We start from the raw sequence: 16,872 nt of genomic DNA on the forward strand, positions 1-16,872 counted from the left end.
CGCGCACCAGACCTGCCTTGCCCATCTCGCCCGCGACGTCGCCTACGTCGTCGAGACCAGCGATGATCCCGTACCCTGGCGTTTGCAGCTCTGGCTGCGATCCGTGTTCGCCCTGGCCGAGCACGGCACCGATCTGGCCACCTCGACGCTGGCCGCCAAGCGCCGGAGCCTGGATCGCCAGCTCGGCACCATCCTTGCCACGCCGAGCGGCTGCGACCTGACCCGCAACCTGCAGGCCAAGATCGGTCGGGCTCGCCATCAGCTCTTCGTCTTCCTCGCGCGCCCCGGCGCCGTCGAACCGACCAACAACGGCTCCGAGCGGCTGCTGCGCCCGTCCGTGGTCCAGCGGAAGGTCACCAACGGCTACCGCGCGATGTGGGCCGCCGAGGGCGAAGCCGACATCCGCACCGTCGTCGATACCGCCCGCCTCACAGGCAGCGGCCCCTTCAGCACCATCCTCAAAACCGTCGGCGCCTGAACCCTGCGGTCACACGGGTGGGTAATTACAATGAGAGCGCCGGTAATTCCATCACGCAAATTGCATCGCTACGATTGAGAGAGGATACCATTGAGAATTGCTTGATCAAATCCAAATGGTTGCGAGTCATAAATGATTTGAGCAAAGATCATTTCTGCCAAGCTCCATCAATGATTATAACTGACAAAGAAGTCTGCAATCATTCTTTCGATAGAAAGATTTCAAAGGCGCTGGCGTGATATTCCAGACCTTGAGATTCTTATGCTGTTAAGCCCTCAGAATCTGGGTATGAGAGCAGCCTTTGCGCAAGAAGCACGGCGGTGGGCGCATCGACCGCCGAAGCATCGGCACCGACCCGTTCGACGTATTCGGGATGCTCAAGGAAAACCGGTCCACCGACCATGACGCCGATTGAGGGGTTGAGCGACGCCCGTCGCACCGCACGGATCGAGGCAGCGAGTTGATCGAGGTGGCTCTCCCGACTCAGTGTTAGGCCCACTACGCCGAACAGTTCCGAACCTACGAGGTCGGCGATTTCCTCGGGACTGGAGGCAAGGCCGCTGGCTACATGCCAGCCGGCCTTACGCATGAACTGCTCGACAATCGCTAGGCCGAAGGTGTGGAGTTCGCCCGGTGCCCCCATCAGGAGGATACGGCGCTCGCTATCGTAGGGCGCGATGCCTCCATCCGTGCGGAACGTAGCCAAAAGGAACTGGAGTTGGGCGAGGCCGGCCGTGACCTCGATGAAGTCGCACAGGTCGTCATCCCACATGCGTCCCAGCAAGGCCGCCGAGGGCGCCAGCAGGTCAAGGAACAGGTCGTCGACGCAATAGCCCTTCCTCGTCAAGGCGGAGAAGGCACCCATGAGAGCAGTGACATCGTGCCCGAGGATCAGGTCCGTGAAACCCGCGACCGCTTCCGTATCCAGCTTCGGCAGGACGTCCGAACGGACCTGTCTCTCGCCGCGATCAAGCAACATCAGCCGGGGGATGATGTCCGTCTGGACGATGCGGCCGAGCGCCAGGGTTCGCTGTCGTGCCTCGTCAGCGGATCGTCGTCGTGCATAGTTCTCGCGGACATACGCAGCTTCAGCGATTCCCGCCGTGATAAGACCGGCCCACTCCCGGTGGGGTGATCCTTGATCCAGCATTGCCTCATCCCCATGGTCCGGGGTGGAATCCCCGTTTGGTGTTGACCGTCGTGCAGCGCGTTCAATGCGACAACAGAGACCCAAATGCCCGAGTTGTAAAGCAAGCGCCCTTCCCGTCGCGCTTGGCCGGTTTTTCGGCTCCTGGCAAGCGACGATGTTTCTGAGCGAACCAACTCAAGGAATGTACGATGTCCACAAAATGGCAGCATTCCTAACGTTGAGCGATAGCCGAAGCTGGCACGATCCAATCGTAAAGCGGACCGGCAGGTATCGACCCAACCTATATGGCCGCTGCGAGCAACCAACTGAAAGCCGTTAACGCGGTTAGCAGCCAAAGCCCTTGCGTGTATTGATGATCCTGACAGGTAAGAGACAACGAGCCGCCCGTATCCCACTCGCGGTCGCTGCGGCGACGATCGGCAATCCACGCACCCGGTGCCTTTCGCAACGCGCGTCGCGCAAACGCGTTCTGGCGACGTGTATGCGGATAGATCACGTCACCACAACGCCAATGACGGATCGGCTTGAGCCTACCCGTTGCTGGCCCGATCAGCTTCGCCCAAGCGAATCCAGCGGCCCCGAATCGAGTTGCTTGAGAATCCGCGTCAGTGCCGCGACATTGTTCTTGTCTTCAGTGCTTTCAAGCGCGTCCTGTAGTACCAGGCGAATGTCCTCGGCTTCGACCCTCTCCATGTCCCAATTCGGATAGAGACGCTCTCGCTGTTCCTCGCTTTGGTCCAGCGAGACGATGTCGTAATGGCGCGGATCGCCATGCAGGCTCGCGATCAGCTTCTTTACCCGGGCGGGCGGCCCCTCGATCCACTGGAAGAAGACGCCGCTGCCGAAAACCAGCACCCCGGTGATGCCGTGGGCGGGATTGTAGCGCTGGGCCGACTCGACGATGCGGCCGACCTCGGCGTCGTCGACGCCGTCGGCGGCGCGGCTGCAGTAGACGAAATGATAAAGCGCGGGCAACCCGGCTTCGTCCAACTGAGCGCCGCGGAAAAAGCCGTATTCGTCGAACATGGATGGGCTCGCTTCATTTATGCTAGGCAGGCCGTTCCGCCCGTGGCGTGAGCGGCAGGATAGCTCAACTGACCTGATTTGTAATCGAATCCGGTCGTTCAGGCCGTCGCGCGGACACTGAAGGTGCTGCTACTCGACGAGCCCACCAGCGCGCTCGCCCTCGGTCCGACCAATTCGGTGACGGCCATGGTGCATGCCCTCGGCACCATGCACGTGCCGTATGTGGACCCGCATTTCCGAGGTCGTCCAGTCCGTCACGCTGGCCGGCCAGTCCCCATCCCACGCCCAAGCGGCGATAGGGTAGTGACGATCTGCATCCTCACCATCATCGAACGCAACCTCATCGCTTTCCGACGGCTGTCGCGGAGGCAAGCGAAGGTGGACGGCTGCGGTGATCTCTTCCGACTGTAGGCCCAATCGCATCTGCTCGACGACTTGCATGGTTCGCGAGATGGGTCCTTCGACGCCGACGCGGTTGGGTTCCGTCGCCGCTGGAACTGGAGCGTCTACCCAACGCTCGCCGAACATCGCTTCCCCGAGGGATTGAAAGAACGCAGTGAGCGGTGTCGCCCCGAATCCGAGCTTCGCGTTGGGCTGGTCACGTTGGTTGCGGACGAGCTTCTTTGTGATCCGAATTGTCCGATCCCCCAAACATGAGCCTTCGTGTCCTGGCCCGCATGAGGATGTCGTGGCGGCGCTTAGTTGTGAAGCGCGTCTTTAAGGCAACCTGATCGCGCGCAGCGAGGGGCGACGCACAACCGGCTATAAGCGACACCCCAAACGGCACCCCAGTTCCAAAACGAGAAAAGCCGCCCAGAGGCAGCTTGTCATAAATCATTGATTCACTTTGATAAATTGGAGCGGGCGAAGGGATTCGAACCCTCGACCCCAACCTTGGCAACGCTAGGGCCCTGATCCATGATGCCGTCTTAGCGGCACGGCGCGCCTAGGGAAACCCTCTTTCCCCGTTCGATGCCGATCGCTCCCGTGTCGGCCCAAACCAACCCAGACACGGGGTTTCCAACCCGTTTCCGGCCCGGGCCCGGGACCGTCCGGAGAGCCGTTGCGTGGACGATATTCCGGAGAGCCGGCTGGAGCGGGTCGCGATGATGGAGGGCATCCTCATCGAGCACGCGACGGGCCGGTCCAGCGACGGCCACGTCTACGAGTACCTGCGCCGGGAATTCCTCGCCGACGACGAGATGAAGGCCCTGCTGCCGGCCTACGTGCGGACGTCCCGCACGCTCGACGTGTTCTGGCCCTTCATCAAGGAGAAGCTCGGTCGGTACCAGGAGCGACGCGCCTTCATCCGCGAATCCTTCACGCCGTTGATCGACCACCTCGAAGGCCACAACCGCGCCCCCGGGGACGCCGTCGTCACGGACGCGCTGGCGAGCTTCGATGCCGACGGGGTCCATGTCGTATGGGCCAAGGCCCTGGCGCGTCGGACATCCGATCCGGAGGGCGCCATCACCGTCGCCCGCACGCTGCTGGAGACCGTCATCAAGCACATCCTCGACGACCGGAGCGTGGCCTACGCCGAGAAGGATGACCTGCCCAAGCTCTACGGAGCGGTCGCGAAGGCGCTGCGCCTGGCCCCGGACCAGCACACCGAGGAGCCGATCAAGGCCATCCTCGGCGGCGCGATGCATCTGGTGAACGGGCTCGGGACCCTGCGGAACCGGTTCTCGGACGCGCATGGCCGGGGCGTGCCGAAGGAGACGGGCGCTCCGGTGAAGCCCTCCCCCCGGCACGCAAGCCTCGCGGTGAACGCCGCCGGCGCGGTGGCGACCTTCCTCATTGAGACGCACCTCGAACGCGGGAAGGCCTGAGGCTCAGGCCGCCGCGGCGCGCTGCTGGTACTCGACGTGATGATGCCCGTAGACCTCCAAAACCATCTTGACGGACATGCCGAGGTACTCGCCGACCTCATGCGGAGGGATCCCCGCCCTGAGCATGAGGGTCGCCCTGGTGTGCCTCAGCACGTGCGGCGTCGGCAGGCCCACGTCGTCCTTGGGGTCCGGGTTGCCGATCCGCATGGTCCCGTCGATCTCGCGCCGGTCCAGCCCGGCCCGGGCCGCGGCGAGGGCGAACCCCTTGCTGACCCGCAGGATCCGGCGCCCGTTGTCGTGGACGACGACGTCGATGCCCCGCGCCAGGTCCGCCTCGCGCCACTCCCGGAACAGGGGCAGGAGCCGATCGTGGATCCGGCACGGGGGCTCGCGCTTCCGCGTCTTCGGCTCCATCGGGCCCGATCGGTGGAGCGTGACGGCCGGGATGTCGACCCAGCCGTGATCGAGCGCACGGCTCCAGCCGAGGCCGAGGATCGCCCCGGACCGGGTGCCCGAATAGAAGCCGATCTCGATGAAGCGCGCCTGGTGCTCGCCCTCGTCGTCGCCACGGCCTGCGACGGGCGTCCACACGGGATCCCGCGTGGCGAGGATCGTCGAGGTCCAATCGAATCCCTGCGCGGCCTTGAGCAGCCGTTGGTGCTCGGTCTCGGTCAGCCAATCCGGGTGCGCCTCGGCCGCCGGCGGCAGGGTGACGACCGGCCGGGACGTGAGGGTGTATTCCTTGTGCCAGACGCCGATTGCGGCCGAGAGCGTCTGGAGCTCGCGCCTGGCGGTCGACGGTGTGATGGACTTGACCTTCGCCGATCCCGGCGCCGTGTACGTCTCGGCGCAGCGGCTCTTCACGTAGCCGCGGCAGGCTTGCCCGCGAACCTGCGCAAGCGACAGGCCCTTCCAGTGGCGGAGCAGATGCGCGATGTGCTGCCCGGCGAGGACGGCGTTGCCGGTCCCCTCCTGGCGCAGGCCATAGAAGGAGAGGCACGCGGCGACGCTGACGAGCTTCGGGTTCGAGTTCGTCGGATCGTCCGGGTCCGGCGTCTCCGCCTTGGCCTCGGCCTCTATCCGCGACCGCTCCGCGAGGTAGACGGCGAACTCCGCTTCAGCCGCGCGGCGATCCTCTCGGCCATGTCGTGTTCGGCGCTTCCACGGCTTGCCGGCGATCGTGTCGTGGATCGCCCAGACGCCTCTGTCGAGGTCGAACTTGATGCGGGCGGGGTCCTTGGGGCGTGCCACGAGTTTCTCCAATCGGTCAGGTGCTGGCGTGTGGTCAGGATGGCGTGTCCGGGCTGCATCGATTTGAGGCGATGGGGCTCCGGGGCGCGCGTCGCTGCCCGCAGCTGCACGACGGAGAAAACGGGTAGCCCGACGTCGTTCGCGACCTCCGGCGCCCATACGGCGACGTCGAGCGGGATGAGCGTGTCGGGCTCGGCACGCCGCGCCTTGGCGCTCGCGCCTTCGGACCAATCGAAGGTTCCGAGGAGGAACTGGAATGTCATGACGGGATTCTGAATCACCCGCTGTGCAGTCGCAACGGCTAAGGAAGCGCTCGGTTAACAGCGATGCCGGTTATCCACCTGGGCTGACCTTCGAGGTCCAGGGAAACTTCAACCACATCGACAGCATCGCCTTGCCCGCCGCCCGGGGCCCTGGCAGTCTTGCCGCATCAGGAGACCACCCGTGAAAATATTGCGCCCTCCCCGCCCGTCCCGCTGACCCCCGGAGAGCCGCCGCGCCTCCGATTTGGAGGCCGCCATGCGTACCTTTTTCACCGCCGACACCCATTTCGCGCACAAGGGCATCCTCAGCCCGAAGATGAACCGTCCCCGCTCGTTCGCCTCGATCGAGGAGCACGATGAGCGCGCGATCGCCCATTGGAACGACAGGGTGCGCCCCGAGGACGAGGTCTGGCACCTCGGCGATTTCGGCTACAAGGGGAGCGCGAGCTACTACCAGTCCGTGTTCAGGCGGCTCCACGGAAGGAAGCATCTCGTCTGGGGCAACCACGACCACGAACGCACGAAGGTGCTGCCGTGGTACTCCCAGCAGGAGCGCGCCGAGCCGGTCGTCGAGGGCGTCCGAATCGTGCTCTCGCACTATGCCCAGCGGACGTGGAACAGGTTCCACCAGGGGGCGATCCACGCCTACGGGCACAGCCATGGCTCGCTGCCCGGGACCGCCCGCTCGCTCGATGTCGGCGTCGACGATTGGCAAATGCGGCCGGTGACGATGTCCGAAATTCTTGAGCGCCTCGCGGAGAACGCCGCCCTGGAGACGGGGCCCGCCGCCGTCGCCGCGCTGGCCGAGGCCGCGTGATGCGCGGGGAATACCCCTACTCCGAGCCGCCGGCGGGAGCGGTGACGTGCCTCCACTGCGGCCGCGTCTCGATCGGAATGACCCTCGCCGAGACCGAGGCGGCCGTCGCGGCGATGAACGCCCATCTCCGGCCGGGGGAGCCCCGCGTAGGGGTCGACTATTTCCGGTGTTGCCGACGCCCCCGTTATCGGCTCGCCAGGCTCGGGGACGTCCCGGACGGTGCCACGATCTCGGCCGTGCTCTTCGAGGGCCTGGTCGAAGGGTGAGCGGCCTTGCGCTTCTTCGAGTTGCCCGGGACGATGAGGCCGTCCTCGACGGCGTGAACAGCCTCCCACCCGTCGAGGGACATCATCAAGCTTGAATTCGGGCCCGGCATGATGTTTGGGCATGACCGCGTCCCGGGCTCGGCGACGCCGGCGGCCGAGAGAAGCCGGCGAGCGTTGGCCACGGAGAGGCTCCCGTAGCCGACATGAATGCCGACGGACCTGGACACCGCCTTGGGTGTCGTGTGCTCCATCGAGGATGCGAGCCGTTCCCACCCCTCGTCGGTGGCCAGGTCGACAGCATGGTGCCATTGCCCGAGCGATCGCCTGCCACGGTCCGGCACCCACTCGGCCGTCAGGCCCGTGACATGCTCGACGCGGCGTACGAACGGCAGGTCGGCGCACGCCGGGGTGCTGAGATGGAGCTGCCAGATCCTTGGGGCCATCGGCGCCTGGAATGGACCTCCGACCCGGTGGAGCGTAACCGGGAACGCGATCGAACGCGGGCTGAAGGGCGAGTTTGGATCCCTCAGCGCGCCTAGGCCGGCAATGAATTCGGTCGCGATCCCGGAGGCGACAAGCCGTTGCATCGCGTCCGGCGGCGCCGGAGCCTCCCCCTCCTCCACGAAGGCGACGGCATCCTGGATAGGGAACTGGTCGGGGTGGATGTCGAACAGGGACGGCACCCTCCGGCCGCGGGTCGGCATGGGGATCCGCTGGGGGCCGGGGTAGAAGTCGTCGTCGATCAGCGAGGCGAGCGCTGGGCCGGGATCGGGGATCACGTCCCAGATCGTCATGGGGACAGCCTTCGGGGCGGAACGAGCTTTCACGTCGACTCTCCCTGGATGCGGGCTGCGAGGGCCCGGGCCGCGTCGGCGTCCCGGGCGAGTTGGTCGGCCTTCTCGTCGAGCAGGCGCACGAGGGCTGGGCCGACCCACGCCGGGATCGGGCGCCCCTTGCGCTGATCCTCGTGGGGACCGGCGGCCCATCGGAAGATCACTCGCGGATCGATCGAATCCCGGGGGCCGTCCGGGTGGTGCGGCCCGAGCATGCGGGCCATCGGCCGCTTCCACTCCTCGCCGAGCAGGAGCCGACCGGCCGCGGCGAGGGCTTCTGGCGAGACGGTCACCGCTTCACCAGGATGGCGGCGACGCGATCCGGATGTTCGCGGTCGTAGATGTCGGTGCGCTGACCGGTCAGCGATGCGAGCCGTCTGTAGAGATCCTCGACGCCCCGGATCGTCTCGCACAGAGCGGCCGCGTCATCGCTGTCGCCGAGCAGCGCCTCGAATGGGCGCTGTCCCCAGCAGGCCCTGAGCAGGTCGCGGAGGCTCGCCAGATCTCCGAGCCGGGGATCATCGGCACCGTCCGGTCCATGCACCGCTTCGAGCAGCGGAGCCGGAGCGGCCGCGCAGGCCTGCTGCTGCTGGAAAGGCTGGGCGACCATCTCGGGAGCGGCCGGGGCGGCCTTGGGCTCACGGGCCTTCAGCGCATCGACCTCGTCGTCGGTCGCGTCCCGGTGGTAGACGTAGCGGACGGGCTCGCCCTCCATCCACGGGTCGAGCATGCCGTCGTCCTCGGGGGCGCGGAAGATCTTGCCGTGGGATTCGACGACGACGACCCGGTCGCCTCGGCGGAGCGTCGTGCCGACGGCCGGCACCCGGTCGGCGAGTTCGATGAAGCGGCGGGCCGCGAGGGCGGCGCGCTCGGCTCCGCGGGCCTCCTCGGCGACGCGGGCGGCCTCGGCGTTGGCGGCGGTGATCTGCGCGCACCATGCGTTGATGTCGGCGACACGAGCCCCGAGGGCGGCGTGCGAACGGGCCGGCACGTTCCAGACGCGGCGGGCCTCGTCCCAGCGTGCGCCCGAGATCGCGCGCAGGACCTCGACGACGCGCGGGTCGTAGGGCGTGCGCACGACGAATTCCCCATCGAACCCGGGGTAGGTCACGAACCTGACGGCACCGGCGGCGATCGCCTGGCACGCGGCCACCAGCGCCGGGCGGGCGGCATCGGCGGCCTCGCGACGGGCCTTCGCCTCGGCGGCGGCCTTCTCGGCAGCCTCGGCCCGATCGGCGGCGGCCTGCGCGTCGGCCTTGGCCTTCAGCGTCGCAGCGCGCTTGGCGGCGGTGGCGGCCTTCTTGGCGACGGCGGCCTCGTCGGCCTCCCTGCCACCGCCGACCACCCAGGCCTCGACCAGCGCGACGGTCGCGTCGAGGTCCTCGATTGGGGTGATGATCCGCTCCTCGACGACACGGGACGGGAGCTTGATGCGCTTCACGAGCAGGGTCGGCACCAAGGCGCCGTCGAGGACGATCCAGGCGTTCTTCTTCCCCGAGGTAGCGACGAGCAGGCGGCCGTTGAGCCGACGGTCGACGATCGGCGCGGGGGGCTCGGCACCGCGCAGGAGGATGGCCGTATTGGTGATGGTGATCTGGGAGGCGTTGGGGTCGAACATGATCGAGGTTTCCCTTCGTGGATAAGCCGGCGTCGCCAGCTAGACCATCAATGTATGGTCTAAAATGGTTAACGTCAAGCCTGGTCGGCCGCCCTCAGAGCGCCAGCCCCGCCAGCGCGGCCTCGTCCTCGGCCGGGATGCAGACCTTGGCGTCGGCGGGCAGCACGGCGGGGGCGACCGGCGGGGGCGGCCCCATCAGGTCCTGGAGGCAGACGAGGACGCCGGGGCTGGTCCCTCGTTCGATGCGGAGCAGCCGCGTGCGCACGTTGATCAGGGCGTTCGCGAGTTCCTTCTTCCACGACTTCAGGTCGGACCGGCACATCGCGAGGCGCTGGTGCGCATCGGCGATCATCGGTGCGACGGCGGCGATCGAACGGTCGTGGCAGATCTCCGGAAGGCGCTGCCGCAGGGCGTGTTGATCGCCCGCCACGAAATCCGGGTTGTTCTTCACCATCTCGGCCACGACGGCCGCGATGTCGGCGTCGGCCCTGTCCCGAGCGTTGCGATCCAGCGTGGCGCGGAGACGCCTGAGCCGCTGCTCCTCGGCGTAAACCGCAGCCTGTTGCTCGGGCGGCAGGCCGCGGATGCGGATCGTCTGCCAATCGCGGCCGGGTCTCGTATCGATGACGAAGGACGGCTCCTTCCGGACACGGCGCCACAGGGGCTGGCCGTCCGGTCCGGCTTCCGTCGTGATCAGCTCGAACACCGCGCCCCAGTGCAGGAGATTTCCCATGCCCTGCCAGTGCGCCAGGATCACGGTACCCTCGGGGATCGATCTCCAGCCGCCGCGCAGGTCCTTATGGCGCATGAGCACGGCCCACCGGGGGACCAGTGCCTCCGCGTCCAGTGCATCGTCACCGCCGAAGAGCGCCTGGAGGTCGGAGTCGACGTAGAAGGCCCAGCGATCGCCCTCGCTACGGTACGTCGGGACGATGAGGGCGCGATCGAATGCGGTCTTCATGGCAGCATGGGAGGCCTCCGTGTCGAAGGCCTTGTGCATCGTCGTGTAGTCGTCGGGCATGGGTCTCTCCTTAGGTCGGGGGAACGGGACGGGCCGTCGGCAGCCGGCGCGGCGGGGGCAACCCAACGCGGGGCTCGCTCCTGGCGACGCCCTCGTCGTGCGGGGCCGGCTCCGGCCCGGTGGGGGCCGCAGCGAGGGACTCGTAGACCTCGATCGCCTCCCTCATCGCGGCCGAGACCATGACGTCGGCCTCGGCGATCGCGTCGCGCAGGGCGATGCTGGGGTGCGCCGCGAGGTAGTCGCGGACGGCGAGGCGCGAGGCGATGAGCCTGTCGCGCAGGGCCTGCCCGCGCAGCGTGGAGATGTCGGCCATGGGGCTTCTCTCCTAGAACGGGATGCCGTCGGGGGGCGGATTTGCGCAGTGAGTGCAGAGCGTCTGTTCCGGGTTGGCCCAGCCGCATCCCTCACCGCACGCGTCGCATTCGCTGCAGCCGCAGCGCAGGCAGACCGGTCCGAGCGAGGCCGGGAGACGCCAGGACACTCCCTGCAAGGCGGCGGTGACGCCCGCGGGTAGATCCCCGTTGCATAGCTCTTCCATGCTCAAGTCGTGTTGCGCCTTTCCGGCGCGGCACACGACCGGTGCCGTCCACTCGGCAAAGGCGGCCATCGTGCCGCCCACCATGACGCCGAGGGCGAGCTCCCCGATCCGGTCCCTGTCGGCCTCGGGCAGCGACTTCCAGAGGACCGCGAGGTCCAGGCGCTCGACGGACACGACAGGGTGCTTCACGCTCGGCACCGGGAAGCCGAGTTCCTGCAGCTCGGCGACCTCGGCTGCCGAGCGGAAGTCGTCCTCATCGGGACGGTCTTCGAATTCACGATCCGGGACGTCCATGTCCATGCCGCCGCCCATCACGCAGCCCTCCTGAAGGTCGAAAAGCCGGCCGAGACGCGCGGCTGGTAGGTCGTGCTACACAGACGCGCGTGCCCGGGGCACCACGACGAACCGGGCTCGACGGCATGGCCGCAGCAGGACGGGTCGACCCTGGGATCGCCGGCGATGTAGCGGCAGGAGCTCGCCCCAATCTCCGTGATCGCCACCCGCCGGGATTCGGGCAGCGTCGACGGGCGCGGGGCCGGCCGGGGCAGCGGCGCGACGAGCACCGGGACGGCCCGCGGCTTCGGCGCCGGCCTGACCTTCGGGGCGACCGTGCGCGCACGATCGGGGCGCACCTGGCCCTTCGTCCCGGCGGGGAGCTGAGCGGGCAACTCCGGCCCCTGAAACGACAGCCCCATCCTGTGCATTTTCGCGATCACGGACTTTCGCGAGATCGCAACCCCGAACGCGGCGTTGATCGCGTCGGCGACGTGGGCCGCCGACGGGGTGGTTGACCACATGCTCGCGGCCAACTCGGCGGCGGCCGGTTGCCAGTGCCCACGCGGGAGGGCCCCGGGCTCGCGCTTGATACGCCTCGTCACGCGCGTGCCTCCGATGCAGAAGCCCCGAACGGGTTCAGCGCGTAAGACGGCTCCATGCGCAGCAGGCCGAGCGGCCCGAGCACCCTCGGGCCAGGCTGGCGGGTCCCGCGCAGGACCTCACAGACGGTGGTCTCCGACACCGAGTTGGCGCCCGCCCACGCCTTCTGTCCGCCCGCCTCGGAGACGGACGCCCGCAGCAGGGCACGCACCTCCTCGATCGTCAGCCGCTTGAAGTCACCTTCCATTCGCCAGTCCTCCCGTGTCGTGGACCGGTAGTATTGGCCGACCGTAGCCCCGGTTCAAGGTTTTGCGAACCGGCAAATGGGCTCATTTGCTTGCCAATTTGTCGCGAGACCGTCTTAAGACTAACCCATCCATTCGGACTAGGCCAAATGGCCGGTACTTTACATTGGTTCTCCGATCCGCTTACCTTGAAGGACACCAGCCCGCGCGAGGTCAAATCCATGCCGCCCCTGAATTTCGGCTACGTCTGGCGCGATCGCGGCGAGCACCGTCGCTACGGGACGGTCATGGCCCTCTTCACGCCGACCCTGCCGAACGAGGGCCCGCAGGCCTTCTCCGACGCGTGGAAGGCCCTGAAGCCGGCGCTGGATGCCGTCGGGTACTCGTGGACGAGCGTCATCGAGCGGGAGGGCATCCAGCCGTGCTGGTGGCGGATCCCCGACCTCGCCCCGATCGACGTGCCGGCCCTGCAGGCGCGGGTCGACGGGGCCATCGCGGCCGAGGTCGCCCACCGGGAGAGGAAGGAACGGGACCGGGAGGAGCGCTGGTCCCGCGAGGTCGGCCTCCACGCCGAGCGCGCCGCCCCGATTCGTTCGGCCCTGGAGCGCGTGGTCGCCGAGCATCCCTGGCAGCTCGGCAGGAAGCTGGGCGAGGCCCGCCAGCTGCTCGCGGAGGCCGAGTGGGGCGAGTGGGCCTGCCGCTACGGCGAGCGCTACCTCGGCAACGCGGCGGGCAACGCCGAGCGGGCTCGGGAGCGTCTGGCTCGTCCATGGCTTGCGCAGTGGTATGCCCGGGCCGAGGATCCGGACGTCATCGCCGCCGCGCACGAGGCCTGCCGAGTGCTGTCCGCGCTCGACAGCGACTGGGCCTCGACCCGGAATTCCGAGGGGTGGAGCCAGGCGACTTGCTGGGGCGGGCACCTTCTGTCGGACATGGAACACCTCGACCGCGGACAGGCCGCCCACGCGCTAGCCCTCCTGTTCGGACACCGTCTCCAGCTCGATGACGCCCTCGCCATCAGGTGCTTCGGCGAGGCCCCAGTTCGGAAGGCGCCCCGGCGCGCACGGTTCGCCGCTGGTCCCTTGCTGGCCGCTGCGGGATCCTGATGGCGGGACACACAAGGGAGACAGGCCATGGACAAGGCGAAGAAGGCGGCACTAGCGTTGGCCGCGATGCTCGACCGGTTCTACGCGCTGATCGCGGCGATCGTGCTGGGGATTCTCGGCCTGGTGGGGATCGCGCCGAGGCCGACGGCGGCCGGCCTCGCGCAGGCCGTCCTAGACCAGGAGCCGCCGCCCACGCCGGAGGCTGCGGCCGAGGAGGAGGCCACCCCGGATCTCGGCTGGCTCGTGAAGGACCACGCCGCCCAGCGCGTGGGGCGTCGGCCCGTCGGCATGCCCGCCCTGGCACCCCTGCCGGCCGTCGTCGCAGCATGGCTGGACGGGCAGGACCCCGTCCAGCTCAGGCGCCTGGCAGGCCACGACCTCGCGGCGCGGCTGATCCAGCAGCACGTGCTCTCGGGGACCGGCGGCTGCCTCCCGAGCCTAGGCTATGTCCTCAAGCCCACGCGGTCGACGCCTCAGGCCCATGTCCACCGCGCCGGCGAGGGAAGCGCGGGCAAGGGGTCGATGAGGGTCGATCTCAACGACGTCCTGCAGGACCTCGGATATGCCCCCGCGGGCCCTCGCTTTCGCTGACATAGACCGGACCTACGCGGAGCCCGCCGGGTCGACCCGGCGGGCTTTCTCATGCGTGGATCGCCCGCAGGAGACGGGCGAGCGCGGCCTCGGCGCGGTCAGCCCGAGCCGCGGCATGGGAGATCTCCGCGGCAAGGGCGGCCGTCTCCTGGCGGGCCCGGCGGGTCTCGGCCTGTGCCTGTGCCGCGATCCGGCGGACCCGGACGAGCTCGACCGCCAGAGCCTCGGCAGCCCCGAGGTCGTCGAGGCGACGGGCCTCTCGGCGGGCTGCATGCTGACGTGCGGCCCCGATGAGGATGCCGGCCGCTTGAAGCCCCCTGCCGGCGACGTCCCCGGTGATGTGCGCGACGTGGTGGCTCATGGCGTCTCTCCGGGCTGGGCGATCTCTCCCCCTCAGAAGGCGCCTGGGCTGCCGGTCCCGTCAAGAATCCATCGGCCTGATCCCGGCCTGAAAGTCGGCTTATCCCTGGGCGTCGGTTAACGCCACGCGTCGATGTCTATACTTTGGATGACCGTTCCGACGTTCCCCCGTTACTCCTACGGACTGTAACGCCGTTCCCAAGTGACTGCGTCACGCATTCAACGGGTGTGCAGGGGGCGCTTGGGCTTCTCGAACAGGCGCCGCCTCAGCGCCTCGGCGACGGCCGCCCCGTTGTACGGCGGGGCATCCGGGTCGGCGTCCTTCGCCCGCGTGGCACGGAGGACCAGATGCTCGCGGGTCAGGTGAAGGACGAGCTTCGGATCGATCGGGCGCGAGACGCTGTCCTCGCAGCGCAGCAGGATGCTGCGGAGGGCGTCGACGATTGCCCGGTCGAGCAGGCCGGGGTCCGGCTCGCCTGCCTCGCGACGGCGTTCGCGGACGAGGCGCTGCCGGCCGGCGTTCTCTCGACGCGTCCGGGCGATCCGCCCGGATGCCGTGCTTCGGGTGTAGCGGACCCCGAGCGCATTGCGGTCGGCGTCGGGAGTGGGGATGAAGCTGTTCATACCCGATGATGCCATGGCCCCAAGCAAGGCACGGCATGACATGTCACGGCCTTTTGGCGGCGCGTCACGGCCTGGACCTTGTGCCTTGCCCTGTGCACACGATTCGGCACGACCTCGGGTCTACGTCGGGTCGGACCCCTCTCAGACGTGGACGCCGACGATCGTCATCGCCAACCCCACGACGAGCGGGCGGTTTGACCCGTTGACCATGACGCTGACCGTGTCGCCGGCGGAGAGGAGGCCGCCTGGTCCGGAGGGTGTCGCGACGGGGTTGCCCGCCGCCCATACGAATGACCCGATCGTCCGGACCGGCGATCCCGGCGCTGACGCCTGCGCCAGGATCGTCACGGTCCGTGCCACGCCCGGGGCCGGGTCCGAACGCGCGACCGAGCCGGCCATGGCCATGGGGATCGTCAGGGGGGCGCCGACGTGGCGCGTCGAGAGGTCGGCGGAGTAGACGAGGTCGTGCGTTCGCTGCCGCAGGGACACCGCGACCCACGACGGATTACCGTCGCCGTCGACATGGTCCAGCGCGGTCCCTGCGGGGAGGTCCGTCCGGGCGGCCGTCTGGACGAACGTGACCCCGCCGTCCGAGCTGACGAGGACGGCGTCCCCCTTCGCATACGCGACGGTGGGATCGTACGTACCGCGGGGATTGACGCCTCCGGCGGCGCCCTTCGCGACGGAGAGCCAGAGCCCGGCGGCCAGGTCGTCGGCGAACGCGCCGGCCTGATGGTCGGACAGGGAGACGTAGCTCCCCCGGTCCTGCGAGACCATGTCCCGGGCACGGTAGGCCGCCCCGGTGACCCAGGGGCCGGCCGTCTCGAACCGGCCGAGCGGCAGGTTGCGGGGCTGCTCGTCGGTCCCGTCCGTGAGCGGCATCGTCACGCTCTGGCCGTCGACCGAGACGACCAGAGGGCCGAGATGGGTGACCGCCCGGGCGCGGGATTCGATGGCTCGCAAGGCGGTGTCGAGCGCGACGAAATTCCCGTCCAGCTGCGCGGGCGTCAGCGGATCGGGCGTGTCGGTGGAGAGGACGACGTAGCTCACGATGCCCTCGCGACGATGACGAACTGGGCGCCCGTGGTCTGGGCGCTAGCGACGTCCGGGGCGTTGACGAGGAGAAGGTCCCCGGCCGCGAACGCGGTCTCGGTCAGCGTCGCGGTCCCGACCGTGGAGCCCGCCTTGAACAGCACCGTTCCGATTTGCCCGCCGGATCCGGCGGCGTTGAGCCTGGTGATCCGGAACGTCATGTCGGCGCTCGGCGCGCTGAAGGGCAGGTTGAAGGTCGACCCCGCCAGGTTGGCCGGGAGCTTGTACGGGACGCCCGTCAGCCTGTTGAGGATGTTCTGGCCGGCCGTCAGCTTCCCGTTGTTGTCGACCGCGATGTCGAACGCCCGGGACGGCTCGGTCACCGGCAGCCAGTGGGGGAACCCGGTAGCTGGATCGCGCGCGCCGGGTAGCGTCCCGGCCGGGAGGCCGCCGGTCGGAACGTAGACGACGCGCTGCACGGCGAACCCGGCCGCCGCGTAGAACACGCTATCCCCGAGGCTGTAGACCTTCAACGCGTTGAACGGGCCCGAGACCGCGAAGGGGTCCTTGCCCGCCGCGGCGACGACCTGCCACTTGCCGGCCAGGAGGTCGTCGGCGAACGCGCCGGCGACATGGTCCCCGCGGGCGACGTAGGACGACCCGGACACGGTCACGAGGTCCCGCGCCTCGTAGGGCGTCCCGATGACCCAGTCGCCGCGCGCCTTGAACATGGACGCCGGGAGCTCGATGGGCCCGTAGGTCTGGCCGTCCTCGTACGAGAACGTCACTTCCTCGCCGACGGCGTCCCACGACACGTCGGCCAGCGCGATGCCGAGGAGGCCGCGGGTTTCGATGTCCCGGAGCCGGCCGTCGAGGTCGCTGAAATTGCCGTCGATCTCGCCGACATAGAGCGGGCGCTGAACGTCGCTGCGGAGGGTGATCATG

General features: G+C 68.3%; 20 protein-coding genes. 5 read left to right on the forward strand and 15 right to left on the reverse strand.

Going from position 1 to position 16,872, the window contains the following annotated elements; genetic code table 11:
- A partial coding sequence (locus ACFE86_RS00795; protein WP_375453420.1) for a transposase occupies positions 1-478 on the forward strand: 478 nt, incomplete at its 5' end.
- A gap of 259 nt (positions 479-737) precedes the next feature.
- On the opposite strand, the gene ACFE86_RS00800 is transcribed toward ACFE86_RS00795, so the two are convergent.
- Positions 738-1,628, reverse strand: coding sequence for a B12-binding domain-containing protein (locus ACFE86_RS00800; RefSeq protein ID WP_375453421.1), 891 nt, complete (start codon positions 1,626-1,628; stop codon positions 738-740).
- A 549-nt stretch (positions 1,629-2,177) separates the two neighbouring features.
- Positions 2,178-2,654 (reverse strand): BLUF domain-containing protein, encoded by a 477-nt coding sequence (locus ACFE86_RS00805; RefSeq protein ID WP_375453422.1) that lies wholly within the window; start codon positions 2,652-2,654, stop codon positions 2,178-2,180.
- 1,067 nt (positions 2,655-3,721) lie between these two features.
- Here ACFE86_RS00805 and ACFE86_RS00810 point away from each other — a divergent pair.
- Positions 3,722-4,486, forward strand: a complete 765-nt coding sequence (locus tag ACFE86_RS00810; RefSeq protein WP_375453423.1) for an abortive infection family protein — start codon at positions 3,722-3,724, stop codon at positions 4,484-4,486.
- A 3-nt stretch (positions 4,487-4,489) separates the two neighbouring features.
- On the opposite strand, the gene ACFE86_RS00815 is transcribed toward ACFE86_RS00810, so the two are convergent.
- Positions 4,490-5,737, reverse strand: a complete 1,248-nt coding sequence (locus tag ACFE86_RS00815) for a tyrosine-type recombinase/integrase (RefSeq protein ID WP_375453424.1) — start codon at positions 5,735-5,737, stop codon at positions 4,490-4,492.
- Between the two features lie 519 nt (positions 5,738-6,256).
- Here ACFE86_RS00815 and ACFE86_RS00820 point away from each other — a divergent pair.
- Complete coding sequence (locus ACFE86_RS00820; protein ID WP_375453425.1) at positions 6,257-6,817, forward strand: metallophosphoesterase family protein; 561 nt, start codon at positions 6,257-6,259, stop codon at positions 6,815-6,817.
- Between the two features lie 184 nt (positions 6,818-7,001).
- On the opposite strand, the gene ACFE86_RS00825 is transcribed toward ACFE86_RS00820, so the two are convergent.
- The 8 genes from ACFE86_RS00825 to ACFE86_RS00860 all read right to left on the reverse strand — a co-directional run bounded on the left by ACFE86_RS00825 (position 7,002) and on the right by ACFE86_RS00860 (position 12,216).
- A complete protein-coding gene (locus ACFE86_RS00825) occupies positions 7,002-7,877 on the reverse strand; it encodes a hypothetical protein (RefSeq protein ID WP_375453426.1) in 876 nt (291 codons plus the stop codon).
- Positions 7,878-7,906: 29 nt separating this feature from the next.
- Positions 7,907-8,209, reverse strand: a complete 303-nt coding sequence (locus ACFE86_RS00830) for a hypothetical protein (protein ID WP_375453427.1) — start codon at positions 8,207-8,209, stop codon at positions 7,907-7,909.
- The gene (locus ACFE86_RS00835) at positions 8,206-9,534 is read right to left on the reverse strand and encodes a hypothetical protein (protein WP_375453428.1); all 1,329 of its coding nucleotides are present in this window, start codon (positions 9,532-9,534) and stop codon (positions 8,206-8,208) included. The genes ACFE86_RS00830 and ACFE86_RS00835 overlap by 4 nt, the downstream gene beginning before the upstream one ends.
- Positions 9,535-9,628: 94 nt before the next feature.
- Positions 9,629-10,555, reverse strand: a complete 927-nt coding sequence (locus tag ACFE86_RS00840) for a hypothetical protein (protein WP_375453429.1) — start codon at positions 10,553-10,555, stop codon at positions 9,629-9,631.
- 10 nt (positions 10,556-10,565) lie between these two features.
- Positions 10,566-10,868 carry a hypothetical protein gene (locus ACFE86_RS00845; RefSeq protein WP_375453430.1) on the reverse strand — a complete coding sequence of 101 codons (303 nt, stop codon included), beginning with the start codon at positions 10,866-10,868 and terminating at the stop codon, positions 10,566-10,568.
- A 12-nt stretch (positions 10,869-10,880) separates the two neighbouring features.
- Positions 10,881-11,405 carry a hypothetical protein gene (locus ACFE86_RS00850; RefSeq protein WP_375453431.1) on the reverse strand — a complete coding sequence of 175 codons (525 nt, stop codon included), beginning with the start codon at positions 11,403-11,405 and terminating at the stop codon, positions 10,881-10,883.
- Complete coding sequence (locus ACFE86_RS00855; RefSeq protein WP_375453432.1) at positions 11,405-11,971, reverse strand: GcrA family cell cycle regulator; 567 nt, start codon at positions 11,969-11,971, stop codon at positions 11,405-11,407. Before ACFE86_RS00855 ends, ACFE86_RS00850 begins: the two co-directional genes overlap by 1 nt.
- Complete coding sequence (locus ACFE86_RS00860; protein ID WP_375453433.1) at positions 11,968-12,216, reverse strand: hypothetical protein; 249 nt, start codon at positions 12,214-12,216, stop codon at positions 11,968-11,970. The genes ACFE86_RS00855 and ACFE86_RS00860 overlap by 4 nt, the downstream gene beginning before the upstream one ends.
- 147 nt (positions 12,217-12,363) lie before the next feature.
- On the opposite strand from ACFE86_RS00860, the gene ACFE86_RS00865 reads away from it, so the two are divergent.
- Together ACFE86_RS00865 and ACFE86_RS00870 are read left to right on the forward strand one after the other, a co-directional pair.
- Complete coding sequence (locus ACFE86_RS00865; RefSeq protein WP_375453434.1) at positions 12,364-13,320, forward strand: hypothetical protein; 957 nt, start codon at positions 12,364-12,366, stop codon at positions 13,318-13,320.
- 27 nt (positions 13,321-13,347) lie between these two features.
- Complete coding sequence (locus ACFE86_RS00870) at positions 13,348-13,911, forward strand: hypothetical protein (RefSeq protein ID WP_375453435.1); 564 nt, start codon at positions 13,348-13,350, stop codon at positions 13,909-13,911.
- 49 nt (positions 13,912-13,960) lie between these two features.
- Here the strand turns inward: ACFE86_RS00870 and ACFE86_RS00875 are convergent, their stop codons facing one another.
- From ACFE86_RS00875 to ACFE86_RS00890, 4 genes are all read right to left on the reverse strand, one after another.
- On the reverse strand, positions 13,961-14,272 hold the full coding sequence (locus tag ACFE86_RS00875) for a hypothetical protein (protein WP_375453436.1): 312 nt from the start codon (positions 14,270-14,272) through the stop codon (positions 13,961-13,963).
- A gap of 218 nt (positions 14,273-14,490) precedes the next feature.
- A complete protein-coding gene (locus ACFE86_RS00880) occupies positions 14,491-14,895 on the reverse strand; it encodes a hypothetical protein (RefSeq protein ID WP_375453437.1) in 405 nt (134 codons plus the stop codon).
- Positions 14,896-15,036: 141 nt separating this feature from the next.
- Positions 15,037-15,945 (reverse strand): hypothetical protein, encoded by a 909-nt coding sequence (locus tag ACFE86_RS00885; protein WP_375453438.1) that lies wholly within the window; start codon positions 15,943-15,945, stop codon positions 15,037-15,039.
- On the reverse strand, positions 15,942-16,871 hold the full coding sequence (locus ACFE86_RS00890) for a hypothetical protein (RefSeq protein WP_375453439.1): 930 nt from the start codon (positions 16,869-16,871) through the stop codon (positions 15,942-15,944). Before ACFE86_RS00890 ends, ACFE86_RS00885 begins: the two co-directional genes overlap by 4 nt.
- Position 16,872: the final 1 nt, after the last annotated feature.

It is taken from the genome of uncultured Methylobacterium sp. (assembly GCF_964244095.1).
Classification (GTDB): Bacteria; Pseudomonadota; Alphaproteobacteria; order Rhizobiales; family Beijerinckiaceae; genus Methylobacterium.

Coding starts and splice junctions, on each gene's coding strand:
- ACFE86_RS00800 (WP_375453421.1), bottom strand. CDS start 1,628: ATGCTGGATCAAGGATCACCCCACCGGGAGTGGGCCGGTCTTATCACG.
- ACFE86_RS00805 (WP_375453422.1), bottom strand. CDS start 2,654: ATGTTCGACGAATACGGCTTTTTCCGCGGCGCTCAGTTGGACGAAGCC.
- ACFE86_RS00820 (WP_375453425.1), top strand. CDS start 6,257: ATGCGTACCTTTTTCACCGCCGACACCCATTTCGCGCACAAGGGCATC.
- ACFE86_RS00825 (WP_375453426.1), bottom strand. CDS start 7,877: ATGACGATCTGGGACGTGATCCCCGATCCCGGCCCAGCGCTCGCCTCG.
- ACFE86_RS00835 (WP_375453428.1), bottom strand. CDS start 9,534: ATGTTCGACCCCAACGCCTCCCAGATCACCATCACCAATACGGCCATC.
- ACFE86_RS00840 (WP_375453429.1), bottom strand. CDS start 10,555: ATGCCCGACGACTACACGACGATGCACAAGGCCTTCGACACGGAGGCC.
- ACFE86_RS00845 (WP_375453430.1), bottom strand. CDS start 10,868: ATGGCCGACATCTCCACGCTGCGCGGGCAGGCCCTGCGCGACAGGCTC.
- ACFE86_RS00850 (WP_375453431.1), bottom strand. CDS start 11,405: ATGGGCGGCGGCATGGACATGGACGTCCCGGATCGTGAATTCGAAGAC.
- ACFE86_RS00860 (WP_375453433.1), bottom strand. CDS start 12,216: ATGGAAGGTGACTTCAAGCGGCTGACGATCGAGGAGGTGCGTGCCCTG.
- ACFE86_RS00865 (WP_375453434.1), top strand. CDS start 12,364: ATGGCCGGTACTTTACATTGGTTCTCCGATCCGCTTACCTTGAAGGAC.
- ACFE86_RS00870 (WP_375453435.1), top strand. CDS start 13,348: ATGGACAAGGCGAAGAAGGCGGCACTAGCGTTGGCCGCGATGCTCGAC.
- ACFE86_RS00875 (WP_375453436.1), bottom strand. CDS start 14,272: ATGAGCCACCACGTCGCGCACATCACCGGGGACGTCGCCGGCAGGGGG.
- ACFE86_RS00880 (WP_375453437.1), bottom strand. CDS start 14,895: ATGAACAGCTTCATCCCCACTCCCGACGCCGACCGCAATGCGCTCGGG.
- ACFE86_RS00890 (WP_375453439.1), bottom strand. CDS start 16,871: ATGATCACCCTCCGCAGCGACGTTCAGCGCCCGCTCTATGTCGGCGAG.